The organism is Isoptericola sp. NPDC055063 (assembly GCF_053608125.1).
In genome coordinates this window covers 122,264-138,315 of sequence record NZ_JBSGUW010000006.1, presented here as the reverse complement: position 1 = coordinate 138,315, position 16,052 = coordinate 122,264, and the positions used below count along the sequence as shown (strand labels likewise).

Annotated in this window: 15 protein-coding genes; 1 reads left to right on the top strand and 14 read right to left on the bottom strand. The window is 74.6% G+C overall.

The genetic code is table 11. From position 1 onward, the window contains the following. Window positions 1–39: 39 nt before the first annotated feature. From ACWF41_RS09225 to ACWF41_RS09160, 14 genes are all read right to left on the bottom strand, one after another. Window positions 40–378 carry a P-II family nitrogen regulator gene (locus ACWF41_RS09225; protein WP_380323419.1) on the bottom strand — a complete coding sequence of 113 codons (339 nt, stop codon included), beginning with the start codon at window positions 376–378 and terminating at the stop codon, window positions 40–42. Next, window positions 375–1,664 carry an ammonium transporter gene (locus ACWF41_RS09220; RefSeq protein WP_380323416.1) on the bottom strand — a complete coding sequence of 430 codons (1,290 nt, stop codon included), beginning with the start codon at window positions 1,662–1,664 and terminating at the stop codon, window positions 375–377. The genes ACWF41_RS09225 and ACWF41_RS09220 overlap by 4 nt, the downstream gene beginning before the upstream one ends. A gap of 157 nt (window positions 1,665–1,821) precedes the next feature. After that, window positions 1,822–2,988 carry a signal recognition particle-docking protein FtsY gene (gene ftsY, locus ACWF41_RS09215; RefSeq protein ID WP_380323413.1) on the bottom strand — a complete coding sequence of 389 codons (1,167 nt, stop codon included), beginning with the start codon at window positions 2,986–2,988 and terminating at the stop codon, window positions 1,822–1,824. Window positions 2,989–3,029: 41 nt separating this feature from the next. Continuing rightward, the gene (locus ACWF41_RS09210) at window positions 3,030–3,356 is read right to left on the bottom strand and encodes a hypothetical protein (protein ID WP_380323410.1); all 327 of its coding nucleotides are present in this window, start codon (window positions 3,354–3,356) and stop codon (window positions 3,030–3,032) included. Window positions 3,357–3,360: 4 nt separating this feature from the next. Next, window positions 3,361–6,939, bottom strand: a complete 3,579-nt coding sequence (gene smc, locus ACWF41_RS09205; protein ID WP_380323407.1) for a chromosome segregation protein SMC — start codon at window positions 6,937–6,939, stop codon at window positions 3,361–3,363. Window positions 6,940–7,127: 188 nt separating this feature from the next. Beyond that, entirely contained in the window at window positions 7,128–7,595 is a 468-nt protein-coding gene (ndk, locus tag ACWF41_RS09200; protein WP_380323404.1) for a nucleoside-diphosphate kinase, read from the bottom strand. Window positions 7,596–7,694: 99 nt separating this feature from the next. Further along, window positions 7,695–8,141: a DUF4233 domain-containing protein gene (locus ACWF41_RS09195; RefSeq protein WP_380323401.1), complete on the bottom strand. Its 447-nt coding sequence runs from the start codon at window positions 8,139–8,141 to the stop codon at window positions 7,695–7,697. After that, the gene (locus ACWF41_RS09190; protein WP_380323398.1) at window positions 8,138–9,841 is read right to left on the bottom strand and encodes an MDR family MFS transporter; all 1,704 of its coding nucleotides are present in this window, start codon (window positions 9,839–9,841) and stop codon (window positions 8,138–8,140) included. The genes ACWF41_RS09195 and ACWF41_RS09190 overlap by 4 nt, the downstream gene beginning before the upstream one ends. Before the next feature lie 101 nt (window positions 9,842–9,942). Next, window positions 9,943–10,557: a TetR/AcrR family transcriptional regulator gene (locus ACWF41_RS09185; RefSeq protein WP_380323395.1), complete on the bottom strand. Its 615-nt coding sequence runs from the start codon at window positions 10,555–10,557 to the stop codon at window positions 9,943–9,945. Window positions 10,558–10,614: 57 nt separating this feature from the next. Beyond that, a complete protein-coding gene (gene dhaM, locus ACWF41_RS09180; protein ID WP_380323392.1) occupies window positions 10,615–11,313 on the bottom strand; it encodes a dihydroxyacetone kinase phosphoryl donor subunit DhaM in 699 nt (232 codons plus the stop codon). After that, complete coding sequence (dhaL, locus tag ACWF41_RS09175; protein WP_380323389.1) at window positions 11,310–12,011, bottom strand: dihydroxyacetone kinase subunit DhaL; 702 nt, start codon at window positions 12,009–12,011, stop codon at window positions 11,310–11,312. Before dhaL ends, dhaM begins: the two co-directional genes overlap by 4 nt. Before the next feature lie 41 nt (window positions 12,012–12,052). Continuing rightward, window positions 12,053–13,048: a dihydroxyacetone kinase subunit DhaK gene (gene dhaK / locus ACWF41_RS09170; protein ID WP_380323387.1), complete on the bottom strand. Its 996-nt coding sequence runs from the start codon at window positions 13,046–13,048 to the stop codon at window positions 12,053–12,055. A 136-nt stretch (window positions 13,049–13,184) separates the two neighbouring features. After that, the gene (locus tag ACWF41_RS09165) at window positions 13,185–14,621 is read right to left on the bottom strand and encodes a bifunctional folylpolyglutamate synthase/dihydrofolate synthase (RefSeq protein ID WP_380323384.1); all 1,437 of its coding nucleotides are present in this window, start codon (window positions 14,619–14,621) and stop codon (window positions 13,185–13,187) included. A gap of 53 nt (window positions 14,622–14,674) precedes the next feature. Beyond that, a complete protein-coding gene (locus tag ACWF41_RS09160) occupies window positions 14,675–15,154 on the bottom strand; it encodes a nitroreductase/quinone reductase family protein (RefSeq protein ID WP_380323381.1) in 480 nt (159 codons plus the stop codon). Between the two features lie 121 nt (window positions 15,155–15,275). On the opposite strand from ACWF41_RS09160, the gene ACWF41_RS09155 reads away from it, so the two are divergent. After that, entirely contained in the window at window positions 15,276–16,025 is a 750-nt protein-coding gene (locus ACWF41_RS09155) for an alpha/beta fold hydrolase (RefSeq protein WP_452182391.1), read from the top strand. Window positions 16,026–16,052: the final 27 nt, after the last annotated feature.

Here is a 16,052-nt window from a genome sequence, read left to right as displayed (position 1 = left end):
GGACCCGGTCGGGTCCCCGAGCGCCTCGGGCGACGTCACCTACAGGGCCGCGTCGCCGTGCTCGCCGGTGCGCACGCGCACCACGTCGTCGAGCGAGGTGGTCCACACCTTGCCGTCGCCGATGCGCCCGGTCTGGGCGGCCTTGACGACGACGTCCACGACGGTGGGCGCGTCCTCGTCCGCGACCAGGACCTCCACGCGGACCTTGGGCACCAGGTCCACGGTGTACTCGGCGCCGCGGTAGACCTCGGTGTGCCCCTTCTGGCGGCCGTAGCCGCTGGCCTCGCTGACCGTCATGCCGCGGATGCCGGCGGCCTCGAGGGCGGACTTCACGTCGTCCAGGCGGTGGGGCTGGACGACCCCCGTGACGAGCTTCATGCGCGGATCTCCTTCTTGATCTGGCCGCCGGCCGACCCCTGCGGGATCGTCTCGTACGCGGTCTCGCTGTGCACCGCGAGGTCGATGCCGCCGACCTCGGCCTCCTCGGGCACCCGCCAGCCCATGACCGCCTTGAGGGCCAGGGCGACGACCGTGGTGAGCACCAGGGAGAAGACGACCGCGATGAGGGCGATGATCACCTGCACGACGAGCTGGGAGACCCCGCCGCCGTAGAACAGGCCCGTCTCGGTGGCGAGGAAGCCGATGGAGACGGTGCCCCACAGGCCGGCGACCAGGTGCACGCCGACGACGTCGAGCGAGTCGTCGAAGCCGAGCTTGTACTTCAGGCCCACCGCGAGGGCGGACAGGACGCCCGCGACGGCGCCGAGCAGCAGCGCGCCCACCGGGCTCACGGACCCGGCGGCCGGGGTGATCGCGACGAGCCCCGCGACGACGCCGGACGCCGCGCCGAGCGAGGTGGCGCTGCCGTCGCGCAGCTTCTCCGTGACGAGCCACGCGAGCATCGCGGCCGCGGTCGCCGACGTCGTGTTCACCCAGGCGAGGCCCGCGGACTCGTTGGCGCCGAACGCGGAGCCGGCGTTGAAGCCGAACCAGCCGAACCACAGCAGAGCGGCGCCCAGCATCACCATCGTGAGGTTGTGCGGGCGCATCGGCTCGGTACCGAAGCCCTTGCGCTTGCCGACCACCAGCGCCAGCACGAGGGCCGCGGCGCCGGCGTTGATGTGCACCACGGTGCCGCCCGCGAAGTCGATCGGCGCGGCGATCCCGCCGAACGGCCCGTCGGCGGACAGCAGCCCGCCGCCCCAGACCATGTGCGCCATCGGGAAGTAGACGACGGTGGCCCAGATGCCGGCGAAGACCATCCAGGTACCGAACTTCACGCGGTCGGCGATCGCGCCGGAGATCAGGGCGACGGTGATGATCGCGAACGTGACCTGGAATGCCACGTCGATCACCTGCGGGTAGTTGCCCAGCGGGCTCACCACCGCGTCACCCGCGTCGTCGAAGAGCGTGCCGCTCAGCCCGAACTGGTCGAACGGGTTGCCGACGATCCCGCCGACGTCCGAGCCGTAGGACATCGACCAGCCCCACAGCACGTAGATCACGCCGACGACGCCGATCGCGCCGAACGACATCATCATCATGTTCAGCACCGACTTGCCGCGCACCATGCCGCCGTAGAACAGCGCCAGGGCGGGCGTCATGAGGAGCACGAGCGATGCCGACGTCAGCATCCACGCAGCGGCCCCGGTGTCCCATTCCATGGTGTTCTCCCCTCGCCAGCCCGGCGGCTGGTCGGGGACAACACTCGCGGCGCGCCGTTTCGCCCGTGCTCAGGTTGTGTGACGGGCACGTGACAAAGCGGCCTCGGACGTCAACGTTCTGTTACACGGCGCGCCGCGCGGCCCTCGGCCCAGGAGCTCAGCCCAGGAGACCGTCGACGAACTGCTCGGGGTCGAACGGCGCCAGGTCGTCCGGGCCCTCCCCCAGACCGACGAGCTTGACCGGCACGCCGAGCTCGCGCTGCACGGCGACGACGATGCCGCCGCGGGCGGTGCCGTCCAGCTTGGTCAGCACGATGCCCGTGACGCCCGCGACCTCGCCGAAGACGCGCGCCTGGTTGAGCCCGTTCTGGCCCGTGGTGGCGTCGAGCACCAGCAGCACCTCGGCCAGCGGGGCCTCCCGCGTGATGACGCGGGTGATCTTGCCGAGCTCGTCCATCAGGCCGGCCTTGTTCTGCAGGCGGCCCGCGGTGTCGACCAGCACGACGTCCGTGCCGTCGGCCTTGCCCTGCTTGACCGCGTCGAACGCGACGGCGGCCGGGTCGGCGCCGTCGCGGTCCGCGCGCACCGTCTCCACGCCCACGCGCGAGCCCCAGGTCTGCAGCTGGTCGGCCGCCGCCGCGCGGAACGTGTCCGCCGCGCCGAGGACGACCGTGCGGTCCTCGGCGACGAGCACGCGGGCGAGCTTGCCGACCGTCGTCGTCTTGCCCGTGCCGTTCACGCCCACGACCAGCACCACCGCGGGCAGCCGCGTGCCGTCCTCGGTGACCGGGCCGGTCGTCGCGACCTCGCGGTCCAGGGACGGGTCGACGACCTTGAGCAGCTCCTCGCGCAGCAGGTCGCGCACCGACTGCGGGTCCTTGACGCCGAGCACGCGCACCCGGGTGCGCAGGGCCTCGAGCAGCTCCTCGGCCGGCCCCGCGCCGATGTCGGCGAGCAGGAGCGTCTCCTCGAGCTCGTCCCAGTCGTCCTCCGTGAGGTGGTCGCGCGAGAGCACGCTCAGCAGGCGCGCGCCGAAGGGCGAGCCCGACCGGGCGAGCCGGTCGCGCAGGCGGACCAGGCGGCCCGCGACCGGCTCCGGCGTCTCGAGCGCCGGGGCCTCCGGGGCGACGTCCGCGGGCGCCTCGGGCTCCCCGACCCCCGGCTCCGCGACCGGCGGCTGTGCGGCGGGCGGCGCGAGCGTCGTCGAACCCCCGGCGTCGTGGTCCGGGCGACGCCGGCGCGACCGCGGGACGAGCAGGGCGGCGCCGCCGCCGACCACGACGACGACACCGAGGAGGATCCAGAGCCAGAGCAGATCAGTCACGCGCACAGTCTCCCAGAACCGCGCGCCGTGTCAGGCGGGGGTCACTCGGGCTTGCGGACGGTCCCCACGTGCCAGGTGCTGCGCGCCTGCAGCCGGGCCCGGTGCAGGGCCTCGGTCAGCTCCTCCGGGTCGACGTACCCCGGGGCGTCCTCGATCGTCGCGGCGAAGAACTCGTCCATGCCGGTCTCGACCGGGGCGGGGGGCGCGACGCGTTTGCGCCGCAGCCCGGACCGGAAGTCGCGGAGGAAACGACGGAGGCCGGGGGCCTCCTCGTCCTGCCCCTCACGACGCTCCATGACGTTGGCCACGAGGAACACCACCGCGGCGAGAACGAGGGACCCGAGGACCCAGAAGACGAACGTGAGCATGGCGCTATTCTCCTCGCGCGTCGGCGGTCTCGCGCATCCGCTGGGAGATGACGGTCGTCACACCGTCGCCGCGCATGGTCACGCCGTACAGCGCGTCCGCGACCTCCATCGTGCGCTTCTGGTGGGTGATGACGATGAGCTGCGAGTCCTCCTGCAGCTCACGGAAGATCTCGAGCAGCCGGCCCAGGTTGACGTCGTCCAGGGCGGCCTCGACCTCGTCCATCACGTAGAAGGGGCTGGGGCGGGCCTTGAAGATCGACACGAGGAACGCCACGGCCGTCAGCGACCGCTCCCCGCCGGACAGCAGCGACAGCCGCTTGACCTTCTTGCCCGCTGGCCGCGCCTCGACCTCGATGCCGGTCGTGAGCAGGTCCGACGGGTCCGTGAGCACCAGCCGCCCCTCGCCCCCGGGGAAGAGGCGGCCGAACACCCGCACGAACTGCTCCGCGGTGTCCTGGAACGCCTCGGCGAACACCTGCTGCACGCGCTCGTCGATCTCCTCGACGATGTGCAGCAGGTCCTGACGCGACTTCTTGAGGTCGGCGAGCTGCTCCGTGAGGAACTGGTGGCGCTCCTCGAGCGCCGCGAACTCCTCCAGCGCGAGCGGGTTGACGGCGCCGATCCGGGCGAGGGCCCGCTCCGCCGTCGCCAGCCGCTTCTCCTGCTCGGCGCGCACGTAGGGCACCGGGTCCGGGTCGGGCTCGTCGTCGGCCGCGTCGGCGGGCCGCGCCACGGGCACCTCGCGGTGCGGGCCGAACTCCTCGACGAGCACCTCGGGGTCGCTGCCCAGCTCGTCGACCGCGCGGGCCTGCAGCTGTTCCAGCCGCGCCACCTGCTGGGCCCGCGCGACCTCGTCGCGGTGCGCCACGTCGGTGAGGTCGCGCAGCTCCCCCGCGAGCCGGTCGGCGTCGGCCCGCACGGCGTCGAGCTCCTGCTGGCGCGCCGCGCGCGCCTCGTCGGCCGCGGCCCGCTCGGACTGCGCCCGCTCGATCGAGCGCGCGAGGACACCGAGCGCCGTGCCGGCGTCGTCGCGCACCGACGCGGCCGTGCGGGCCTCCGTCGCCCGCTGCACCGCGCGGCGCTCCGCCTTCTCCCGCGCCGCGCGCTCCTGGGCGGCGGCCCGGGCGAGGCCCTGCGCACGGCCCGCGACCGCGCGCGCCCGCTCCTCGCTGGTGCGCAGCTCCAGCCGCGCCTCGGTCTCGGCGGCGCGCGCGGCGGTGGCGGCCGCCTGGGCCGCGTCCCGCTGCTCCTGCGCGGCCTCCACCTGCTCCTGGGACTGGGCGGGCTCGGCCTCGGCCACCTCGAGCCGCCGCACCAGGTCCGTCAGCTCCGCCTCGTCGGCCGCGCGCCGCTCGTGCGCCTGCGCGAGCGTGGCGCGGTGCCGCTCGGCCTCCGCCAGCGCGGAGCGGTGCGCCGCGCCCAGCGTGCCGAGCTGCTCGGCGACGGCGGCGAGGGCCGCGTCCGACTCGTGCAGCAGCGCGAGGGTCTCGTCCTGGGCCGCCTGCGCCGCCTCGAGCCGCTCGCGCGCGCCGACGAGCTCGAACCGGCACCGCTCGCCGCGGGCCGCCGCGTCGTCCAGGCCCTCCTTCGCCTCGTCGAGCGCGGACGTCAGGTGCAGCACGCTCGGCGCGGCCGCCGAGCCGCCCCAGGCGCGCGCCGCCCCGAGCAGATCGCCCGCCCGGGTCACGGCGACCACCTCGGGGGCCCGCTGCACCAGCGCGCGGGCCTGCGCCAGGTCGTCCACCACGACGACGTCGCGCAGCAGCGTGCGCAGCGGTGCCGCCGCCGGGCCGGCGACGGTGACGACGTCGGTCGCCCGTCGCGCGCCGTCGGGCAGGTCCACCGCGACGGCCTCGGCGGTGTCCGCCGGCGCGGGGCCGCCGACCACCAGCCCGGCGCGACCCGCGTCGTCGTCCCGCAGGCGCCGCAGCGCGTCGACGGCCGCGTCGACGTCGCGCACGGCGACCGCGTCGGCGACCGGGCCGAGCGCGGCCGTCACCGCGTCCTCGTACCCCTGCTCGACGCCGAGCAGCGCGGCCACCGAGCCGAGGACCCCCGGCGCGGCGTCCGCGAGCAGCGCGCCCGCGCCGTCCTTGCGATCGAGACTCAGCTCGAGCGCCTCGACCCGCGCGCTCCAGGTGGCCCGGTCGCGCTCCGCCTCCGCAGCGCGGGCCTCGAGGTCACGCACCGCGGCCTGCGCCTCGGCGAGCGCCGTCGTCGCGTCCTCGTGCCGGGCGTCGAGGTCCTCCTCGCCCTCCTCGGCGCCCACGACCTGCACCTCCAGCGCGCCGAACTCGCGGGCCGCCTCCGCGGCCCGGCGCTCCGCCTCGGCCACGACCTCCCGCACCCGGTCCAGCTCCGCGTCGCCTGCCTCCACGCGGCTGCGCCGGGCCGCGACCTGCCCCGAGAGCCGGGCCAGGCCCTCGCGCCGGTCCGCGGCGCCGCGGTGCAGCGTCGCGAGCTCGCGCTCCGCCGCGTCCGCGGCCTTCTCGGCGTCCGTGCGGTCCGCGACGACCCGCTCCACCGCCTCCCGCGCCAGCTCGACCTCGCGGGTCAGCTCCGCCTCCGTCGCCCGGGCGCGCTCCGCCTGCGCCTCGAGGGCGGCCGGGTCCTGTCCGCGCTGCTCCGGCTCGACGGCGCCGAGCAGCCGCACCCGCTCGTCGGCCAGCGTCGCGAGGCCGCGCAGCCGCTCCCGCAGTGCACTCAGCGCGTGGAACGCGTCGGCGGCGCGGCTCGCGTCCGCGACGGCGCCGGACGCCGCGACCTCGAGGCGCGCCAGGTGCGCGCGGGCCTGCCCCAGCCCCTGCTCGGTGGCCTGCTGCCGCTCCTTCAGCGCCGCCTCGTCGGCCCGCTCCTGCGCCATCTGCGCGGTGAGCTGGGCCAGGTCGTCGGCCAGGAGGCGCGAGCGCGCGTCGCGCAGGTCGGCCTGCACCGTGCGGGCCTTGCGCGCCGCCTCCGCCTGCCGGCCGAGCGGCCCGAGCTGGCGGCGCAGTTCCGCGGTGAGGTCCGTGAGGCGGGCGAGGTTGCCCTGCATCGCCTCGAGCTTGCGCAGCGCCTTCTCCTTGCGCTTGCGGTGCTTGAGGACGCCCGCGGCCTCCTCGATGAACCCGCGACGGTCGTCGGGCGTGGCGCGCAGGACGGCGTCGAGCTGCCCCTGCCCCACCACGACGTGCATCTCGCGGCCGATGCCGGAATCGCTCAGCAGCTCCTGGATGTCGAGCAGCCGGCACGAGCTGCCGTTGATCGCGTACTCCGACCCTCCGCTGCGGAACAGCGTCCGGGAGATCGTGACCTCGGTGTAGTCGATCGGCAGGGCGCCGTCGGTGTTGTCGATCGTGAGGGACACCTCGGCGCGGCCCAGCGGGGGGCGGCCGGAGGTGCCGGCGAAGATGACGTCCTCCATCTTGCCGCCGCGCAGCGACTTCGCGCCCTGCTCCCCCATCACCCACGACAGGGCGTCCACCACGTTGGACTTCCCCGAGCCGTTCGGCCCGACCACGCACGTGATGCCCGGCTCGAGGCTCAGCGTCGTCGCCGAGGCGAACGACTTGAAGCCGCGGAGCGTGAGCGTCTTGAGGTGCACGCGGCGAGCCTAACCGCAGGGTGTCGCTGATCCGCGGAACTCCGCCGGTCCCGCCCGGACCGCCCGCCCCGGACACCGCCCGGGAACGCATCGAGCGTGCTGACTTGCTCCCCACGACCGTCGTTCGGGGAACACGTCAGCACGCTCGGTGCGTCGGGCAGGGGTCGAGGGCGCCCGGGACCGGGATGTCAGAGGTGCGGGAACCAGAGTCCGATCTCGCGAGCCGCGGACTCCGGCGAGTCGGAGCCGTGCACCAGGTTCTGCTGCACCTTCAGGCCCCAGTCGCGGCCGAGGTCGCCGCGGATGGTGCCGGGGGCCGCCTCCGTCGGGTTGGTCGCACCCGCGAGGGAGCGGAAGCCGGGGATGACGCCCTGGCCCTCGGCGACGACGGCGAGCGTCGGGCCCGACAGCATGAAGTCGACCAGGGGCTGGTAGAACGGCTTGCCCTCGTGCTCCGCGTAGTGCGCGGCGAGCAGCTCGGTGGTCGCCTGCTTCAGCTCGACGGCGACGAGCGTGTAGCCCTTCGCCTCGATGCGCCGCAGCACCTCGCCGGACAGGCCGCGGCGGACGCCGTCGGGCTTGACGAGCACCAGCGTGCGCTCGATGGCGGGGGCGGTCGGCTCGGCGGGCAGGGTGGTGTCTGCGACGTCGGTCATGACGGAGAGCCTATCGGCGCCGTCGCCCCCATCGACCACGGGATCCGTACCGCCATGACGTGAATGACGACACAGATCCCGTGCTCGAGGGGGCTTCGGTCAGAGGTTGGGCGCGGTCTCCGGGTGCTGCGCGTCGTAGGCGGCGCGCTCGCGGTCGATGCGGCCGCCGAGGCGCAGGGCCACCACCCACATGACCACGAACAGCACCCCGACGACGAACATCATCGGCAGCAGCAGGCCCATCGCCAGCACCGGCACCTGCACGACCGTCCCCGCGTAGTACCCCAACGGCGTCCCCACCATGCGGGACATCACCAGCAGCACCACGAACAGCACCCCGATCACGGCCCAGAGGGCCACGGGCGACTCGATGACCAGAGGGCCGAGCTCGTAGCCGCCGGAGTTGCGCAGCCCGTACAGGGCGACGCCGGCGAAGAGCACCACGAACGCCTCCAGCTGCAGCATCATCGACGTGAACTGCACCTTGGCGGGCTTGCGGGGCTTGATGCGGTCCCCCGGGCGGGGGCGGTCGTCCTTCTTGCTCACGACCCCACGATATCCGCGCGCTCGCGGGTGCCGGGACCGTCGTCGTCGGACGTGACGTCCGCGGTGCGCTCGCCGATCTCGTCCACGATCACGTCGCCGGCTGCGCCGTCGGCCGCGAGGGCCTTCGCCGGGTCGGTGACGGCCTCGCCGCGCGCCACCATGCCGGCGACGTCGGAGAGCTTGATCACCGGCAGGAAGAGCGCGAGGACCAGGCCCAGCAGGATGAGCGGCAGCAGGTACCAGAACGACGGGGCCAGCGCGTCCGCGTAGGCGTCGATGACGCCGGACTTGAACGGCTCCGGCATCCCCTGCACGACGGCGGGGGTGAGACCCTCCTCCGCCGCGCCGCCCGCGCCGGCGGGCATCCCGGCGAAGACGTCCTTGAGGTTGTCCGTCAGGCGCGTGGTGAAGATCGTCGTGAACAGGGCCGTGCCGACCGCGGCGCCGATCTCGCGGAAGAAGTTGTTGGCGCTCGTCGCCGTGCCCAGCTCGCGCGGGTCGACGGCGTTCTGCACCGCCAGCACGATCGTCTGCATCACGAGGCCCATGCCGGCGCCGAGCACGAAGATCATGGCCCCGAAGGTCCACATCGACATGTCGCCCGACAGGCGCGTCAGCCAGACCATCGCCAGGCCGACGATGATCAGGCCGGCCACCGGGTACATCTTGTAGCGGCCGGTCTTCGAGATGGCGATACCCGAGACGATCGAGGTCAGCATCATGCCGGCCATCATCGGGAGCATCAGCCAGCCGGACTCGGTCACGCCGGCGCCGGTGGACATCTGCAGGAACGTCGGGATCATCGCCATGGCCGAGAACATGCCCATGCCGAGCACCAGGCCGATGAGCGTGGTGATCGTGAACGTGCGGTTCTTGAACAGGCGCAGCGGGATCAGCGGCTCCGCGACGCGGGTCTCCACCACGATGAACGCGGCGACCGCCAGCAGGGTCACGACGACCAGGCCCGACAGGCGCCAGTCCGTCCAGTCGTAGCCGCTGGACGACAGCGACCGCCAGCTGGTGACGAGCACGATGCCGGTGGTGGCGACGGCCATGGTCACGATGCCGGCCCAGTCGACCGGGCGCGAGGAGCGGTGCGAGGGCAGCTTGAGCGAGAACCACGCGATCGCGAACGCGATGATGCCGATCGGGATGTTCAGCCAGAAGGTCCAGCGCCAGCCCGGGCCCTCGGTGAGCCAGCCGCCCAGGAGCGGGCCGAGGACGGCGGAGATGCCGAAGAGGGCGCCGAGGGGGCCCATGTACTTGCCGCGCTCGGAGGCGGGCACGATGTCGGCGATGATCGACTGCGACAGGATCATCAGGCCGCCGCCGCCGAGGCCCTGCACGGCGCGCCAGACGACGAGCTCCGGCATGTTCTGCGCGAACCCGGCGCCCGCGGACGCGAGCGTGAACAGCCCGATCGCGACGAGGAACGGCCAGCGCCGCCCGTACAGGTCACCGAACTTGCCGTACAGCGGCATGCCGATGGCGACGGCCAGGATGTAGGCCGTGATGACCCACCCCTGGTGCTCGACGCCGTTGAGCTCGCCGACGATGGTGGGCATCGCGGTGCCGACGATCGTCTGGTCGAGGGAGGACAGGAACATCGACGCCATCAGGGCGCCGAAGATCAGCCAGACGGTGCGCTGCGTCAGGACGACGAGCGGCTTGTCCGGCGCGGTGGGAGCAGCGTGGCTCATGGGACACCTCGGATCGGTGGCGCGGGGCGCCGGGGTAGTGACGGGGGCTGGGGGGTGGTTCGGGGACGGGGCGAGCAGGACGGGCGCGGGGCGCCCGGCGCTCACGCCGTGAGGATCGCGGAGAGCTGGCCGATGACGAGCGGCACGTGGTCGCCCACGTCGCCCTTCCTGCCGGTGCGGTCCCACTCGTCCATCGCGGCGCGCGCGACGCCGAAGACGACGAACGTGCACACCTCGGGGTCGGCCGGGAGCGGGGCCGCCTCGTGCCGTCGCTCGAACAGCGCGACGACCTGGGACTTGTGCCGCTCGAACCAGGCGAAGTGCCGGCTGAGCAGGCGGGGCTCGCGCTGGAGGATCTCCAGCACCCGCTCCGCGGCGTGCTGGCCGTGCCCGGAGAACGCGTGGAGCAGCGCGCGCACGAGCACCTCGAGGTCCGCGACGAGCCGCCCGCTGGGGCCGCCGGCCGCGAACGGCTCACGGACGTCGGCGCTGAGCTCGAACGCGCCCTGACCGAGCACCGCGTCGTCCTTCGACTCGAAGTAGTTGAAGAACGTGCGGGGCGAGATCTGGGCGGCCTCGGCGATCTCCTCCACCGTCACCGCGTCCAGGCCGCGCTCGAGCACGAGGCGCTGGGCGGCGTCGACGATCGCGTCCGAGCGGGCGCGCTTCTTGCGCTCGCGCAGCCCGAGGTCGCCGGCGGCGGTCGGAGGAGTCACCGGACAATCATGCACCCGCTGCAATATTGCACCAAGTGCAATTTCCTGTGAGCGTGCTCACACCTCGCCGAAGCCGCCCTCGATCAGCCCGACGACGGTCGCGACCGCGTCCCGGGCGTCGGGACCGTGGGCCGCCACCTCCACCTCGGTGCCCGCCGCCGTCCCGAGCGCCATGAGCTGCAGCACGCTCGTCGCGTCCACGCCCTGGAGCGTCACCGGGCCGCCGAACGCCGCCGCGGCGCGCGCCACCACCGCGGCCGGGCGCGCGTGCAGGCCCAGCGGGTTGCGGATCGTCACCCGCGCGGCGACGACGTCCCCCGGCGCCTCCTCGGCACGCTCGGCGGGCGCCGCCGACACCGCCGGCGTCGTCGGCGCGGGCGCCCCGGCGGACCGCGCGGCCGCGAGCACCGCGGCGAGGTCGCCGCCCTGCTGCGCCGCGACGGCCGCCGCCACGGCGCCCTCGACGAACGGGGCGTCGGCCAGGAGCACCCGGCCGCCGAGGTCGTCGTCGAGCTCCAGCGCGGTCTCGACGGTCAGGACGGCGGAGCCGAGGTCGGCCAGCACCACGACGCCGTCCACGCCGGGCAGCACGCGCCCGAGAGCCTCCTGCACGACCTCCAGCGACGTGCCGAGGCCGCCCTCGCCGTCCCCCGCCCCGCAGGCGAGGGCCACGTCCGGCGCCATCTCCCGGGCCAGCTCGGCCGCCCCCTCGGCCAGCCGGGCCGAGTGGGAGACGAGCAGCAGCCCGACGCTCATGCCGGGTCGCCGCCCGCGCCGTCGGCGGCGTCGGCGGCGTCGGCGGCGCCGTCGGCCGCACCGTCGAGCGCCGCGTCGAGCGCGGCGCGCAGCAGCAGCGCCGTCGACCGGGCGCCCGGGTCCTCGTGCCCGGCGCTGCGCTCGCCGAGGTAGGACGCGCGCCCCTTGGTGGCGACGAGCGGGACGGTCGCGGCCGCTCCGGCGTCGGCCGCGTCCGCCGCGGCGCGCAGCACCGCGACCGGGTCCTGCCCCGCGTCCGCGGCGGCGGTGGCCGCCTCGACCGCGGGCGCGAGGGCGTCGACCATCGTCTTCTCCCCCACCTGGGCCTTGCCGCGCGACGTCACGCCCTCGAGCGCGGCGTCGAGCAGGACGACGACGCCGGACTCGTCGACGCTGGGCCGTGCGGAGCGCTTCGCCGCGCGCAGGAACGCCGTGCCGTACAGCGGGCCGGACGCTCCCCCGACCTTCGACATGAGCGTGGTGGCCACGAGCATGAGCACGTCGCCGACCTCCGCGCGCTCCGCGGCACCCGGCTCGTCGAGCTTGGCGACCACGGCCTGGAACCCGCGGTTCAGGTTCTCCCCGTGGTCGCCGTCCCCGATCTGCCGGTCGAGCTCGGTGAGCTCGTCCTTCGCCGCCGCCACGACGTCGGCGGTGCGCCGCACCCAACGCTCCGCCCAAGCCACGTCGAGACCCATGCCCGCACGCCTCCTCGCCTCGGGGCGCCCCTCGGCGCCCGTCACCAGTGCAACGCCGCCGTGCGCACCGGCGCGTCCCACAGCTCCCGCAGCTCTTCGTCCAGCCGCAGCACCGTGATGGACGCGCCCTGCATCTCCAGGGACGTCACGTAGTTGCCCACGAGCGACCGGGAGACGGTGACACCACGCTCCTCGAGCAGCCCGCGCGCTCGACCATAGACGACGTACAGCTCGGACAGCGGCGTGCCGCCCATCCCGTTGACGAACAGCAGCACGTCGTCGCCGGCCGCGAGCCGCAGGTCCTCGGCGACGGGGTCCAGCAGGCTGCGCGTGATCTCGGTGGCGCCGGAGAACGGGATGCGGTGGCGGCCCGGCTCGCCGTGGATGCCGATGCCGATCTCCACCTCGTCGTCGGGCAGGTCGAAGGAGGGCTTGCCGACGTGCGGCACGGTGCAGGCGCTCAGGGCCACGCCCATGCTCCGCACGTTCGCGACCACACGGCCCGCGACCTCCGTGACCGCGCCGAGGTCGTCGCCGCGCGCGGCGGCCGCGCCGGCGATCTTCTCCACGCACACGGTGCCGGCCACGCCGCGCCGGCCCGCGGTGTACAGGGAGTCCTCGACCGCGACGTCGTCGTTCACGAGGATCGTCGTGATCTGCGAGCCCTCGGCCTCGACGAGCTCCACCGCGGTCTCGAAGTTGAGCACGTCGCCCGTGTAGTTCTTCACGATGGCGACGACGCCGGCGCCGGAGTCCGCGCCCAGGATCGCCGGGACGATCTGGTCCGGCGTCGGCGAGGTGAACACCGCGCCCGGGACCGCCGCGTCGAGCATCCCGTCGCCCACGAACCCGGCGTGCAGAGGCTCGTGGCCCGACCCGCCGCCGCTGACCAGGCCCACCTTGCCCGCCACCGGACCGCCCGCACGCGACACGTAGACGGGCTCCGTGTGCACGTCGACCAGGTCGGCGTGCGCGAGGGCGAAGCCCGCGAGCGAGTCGGTGACCGCGTCCGCGGGGTCGTCGAGCAACTTCTTCATGTCCTGCCTCCTCGGCTCACGGCTGCCACGCACCGTCGGCGGCCTGTGCCCCCATCCAACACCCGGCGACGACGCCACGCAGCACCCTGGCCGGCCGCCGCTCGGGTGATCGTGCCCGCTCGCGGGGGCGTCCCGGTCAGCCGCGTCCCAGCAGGATCCGCGCGTCCGCGACCGTGATGACCGACCCCGTGACGAGCACGCCGCGGCCGGTGCCGACGCCCACCTGGTCGCCGCTCTCGGCGAGGTCCGCCGCGACCGCCAGCGCCTCGTCGAGCCGCGCGGCCGTGCGTACCCGGTCCTCGCCGAAGATCTCGCGCGCCACCTCGGCCAGGTCCTCGGGGTCGGCGGAACGGTCAGAGGAGTTGCGGGTCAGCACCAGCTCGGTGATCGCGGGCTCGAGGGTGGCGAGCAGGCCCTCCACGTCTTTGTCCGCCATGACGGCGACGACGCCGACCAGCCGCGGCAGGTCGAACTCCTCGTCCAGCGCGTCGACCAGCGCCTGCGCGCCGTGCGGGTTGTGCGCCGCGTCGACCAGGACGGTCGGGCTGGAGCGCACCACCTCGAGGCGCCCGGGCACGACGACGTCGGCGAACGCGGTCTCCACCACGCCCCCGTCGAGCGCGCGCCCGCCGAGGAACGCCTCGACGGCGGCCAGGGCGAGCAGCGCGTTGTGGGCCTGGTGCTCGCCGTGCAGCGGCACCAGCACCTCGGTGTAGAGCCCGGCGGGCGTGCGCAGGTCCACGAGCTGCCCGCCGACGGCGACGCGGCGGCCGGCGACCTCGAGCTCCAGGTCCTCGCGCAGCAGGTGGGCGGAGACGGCGGCGGCACGCTCGCGCAGGATGTCCTCGACGACCGGCTCCTGCGCGGCGCTGACCACCGTGGCGCCGTCCTTGACGATGCCGGACTTCTCGGTCGCGATCTCGGCGAGCGTGGAGCCGAGCCAGCGCTCGTGGTCGATGCCGACCGGCGTGATCACGGCGACCTCGCCGTCGACGACGTTGGTGGAGTCCCAACGCCCGCCCATGCCGACCTCGATCACCGCGACGTCCACCGGGGCGTCCGCGAAGGCCGCGACCGCCATCACCGTGAGGACCTCGAAGAAGCTCAGGCGGGGCCCGCCCTCGGCCTGCGACTCGCGGTCGACGACCCCGATGTAGGGCGCGACGTCCTCCCAGACCTCGACGAACCGGGCGGCGCTCAACGGCTCGCCGTCCACCTGGATGCGCTCGGTGACGCTGGTCAGGTGGGGCGACGTGAACAGGCCGGTGCGCAGCCCGTGCTCGCGCACGAGCCGCTCCGTCATGCGCGCCGTCGACGACTTGCCGTTGGTGCCGGTGAGGTGGATCGAGCGGAACGCGAGCTGCGGGTCGCCGAGCAGCTCGAGCACCCGCCGGACGCGGTCGAGCGTCGGGTCGATGTCGTGCTCCGGCGCTCGCGACATGATCTCCGCGTAGACCTCGCGCAACGACTCCTGCGCCACGGCGTCCTCCGCCGCCGCACGGGCGGCCTGACGCTCGGCGGCCTTGGCCTTGCGGTCGGCGGTCGAGGGCTTGTTCTCAGCGTCGGGGGTCACCACCGAAGGATAGGCGCTGCGCGCCCGACCGTCGGGTGCCGACGACCGCCCCGTCAGCGCGGTGCGAGCACCACCACCGGCGTCTCGCCGGCGCGGTGCGCGGCGAACCGGTCGACGTCGCCCCACCCCTGGTGGCGCCCGACGAGGGCCCACAGCCGGTCGCGCTCCGGGCCCTGCGCCTCCGCGGCGCGGACGGGCCGCGCGCCGTCGACCGTGTCCACGTCCGCGTCAGGGTGGGCGCGCAGGTTCAGCCACCATGCGGGCGGCGGGTCGCCCCAGCCGTTCATCGCGAGCGTGACGTACCGGCCCTCGTCCTCCACGTACCCGAGGATCACGGCGCGCTCCTGACCGCTGCGCCGCCCGACGACGCGCAGGCGCAGCATGCCGAACTTGCCGCCGGGGGTCGGCCGGCGCAGCGGCCACCGCCCGCCGGTGAGCCGGTAGCCCCCGCGCTGGAACGCCCACGCCGAGCGCACGAACCAGCGCGGCGGCACGAACGGGGGGCGGTCGTCGGGGGCGGGTGTCGCGTCCATGGCGGGGACTCCTCGCGGGTGCCGGCGCCGGCGCGCCGGGGCTCCCAGGCTAGCCCTCGGGCCTGCCGCCGCGCCGCGTCGTCGCCCGGGGCTGTCGTCGGCCAGGGCTACGGTCGTCTCGATGGCCACCGACGACGCTCCCGTCCGCCTCGCCCACCACGCCGTCCAGGGCCCACCGGGGTCGACGGCCCCACCGCTCGTGCTGCTGCACGGCGGGGGCGGCGACGGCAGCACGTGGGACCCGTTCGTCGCCGCGCTCGCGCAACGTGCCACCGTGGTGGTGCCCGACCTGCGCGGCGCAGGCCGCAGCCCGGCCGTCGGCGCCGGCTCCGTGACCGCGCTGCGCGACGACGTGCTCCTGCTGCTCGACGATCTCGCCCTGGACCGGGTGGTGCTGATCGGGCACTCGCTGGGCGGGCTGGTCGGGCTGCTGGTGGCGCAGGAGCGGCCCGGCCTCGTCGCCGCGCTCGTGCTGGAGGAGGTCCCTCCCCCGGAGCCGCTCGGCCTGCCCGTGCCGGAGCGGTTCGCGGACGACGCGTCGTTCTACGAGCGCAGGATCCGCCCGGCGGTGCTGGCCGAGCTCAACGCCCCCGCCCCCGGCCTGGTGGCGGCCCTGGCCGCCGTCACCGCGCCGACCCTGGTGATCGGCGGCGGCCCCGACAGCCACCTGCCGCAGGACGCGATGGCACGGATGGCTGCCCTGCTGCCCGATGCGCGGTTCGTCACCCTGCCCGGCGGCCACCTGGTGCACCCGAGGCACCCGGAGACGTTCCTGCGCGAGGTCGAGGCGTTTCTCGACCCCGCGCCGGGAGGGGCCTGGCGGGCAGGGGGGGCAAGCCGCAGGACGGGGGGTTCTGGCTGCTCCCGATAACCGGGGGCTCTCGGGCGGATGGAGGCA

Excerpts from the sequence above, each read along its gene's own strand:
- ACWF41_RS09210 (WP_380323410.1), bottom strand. The coding sequence starts at position 3,356 with ATGCTCACGTTCGTCTTCTGGGTCCTCGGGTCCCTCGTTCTCGCCGCG.
- ACWF41_RS09225 (WP_380323419.1), bottom strand. The coding sequence starts at position 378 with ATGAAGCTCGTCACGGGGGTCGTCCAGCCCCACCGCCTGGACGACGTG.
- ACWF41_RS09190 (WP_380323398.1), bottom strand. The coding sequence starts at position 9,841 with ATGAGCCACGCTGCTCCCACCGCGCCGGACAAGCCGCTCGTCGTCCTG.
- dhaM (WP_380323392.1), bottom strand. The coding sequence starts at position 11,313 with ATGAGCGTCGGGCTGCTGCTCGTCTCCCACTCGGCCCGGCTGGCCGAG.
- ACWF41_RS09220 (WP_380323416.1), bottom strand. The coding sequence starts at position 1,664 with ATGGAATGGGACACCGGGGCCGCTGCGTGGATGCTGACGTCGGCATCG.
- ACWF41_RS09160 (WP_380323381.1), bottom strand. The coding sequence starts at position 15,154 with ATGGACGCGACACCCGCCCCCGACGACCGCCCCCCGTTCGTGCCGCCG.
- ACWF41_RS09155 (WP_452182391.1), top strand. The coding sequence starts at position 15,276 with ATGGCCACCGACGACGCTCCCGTCCGCCTCGCCCACCACGCCGTCCAG.
- dhaL (WP_380323389.1), bottom strand. The coding sequence starts at position 12,011 with ATGGGTCTCGACGTGGCTTGGGCGGAGCGTTGGGTGCGGCGCACCGCC.
- ndk (WP_380323404.1), bottom strand. The coding sequence starts at position 7,595 with ATGACCGACGTCGCAGACACCACCCTGCCCGCCGAGCCGACCGCCCCC.
- dhaK (WP_380323387.1), bottom strand. The coding sequence starts at position 13,048 with ATGAAGAAGTTGCTCGACGACCCCGCGGACGCGGTCACCGACTCGCTC.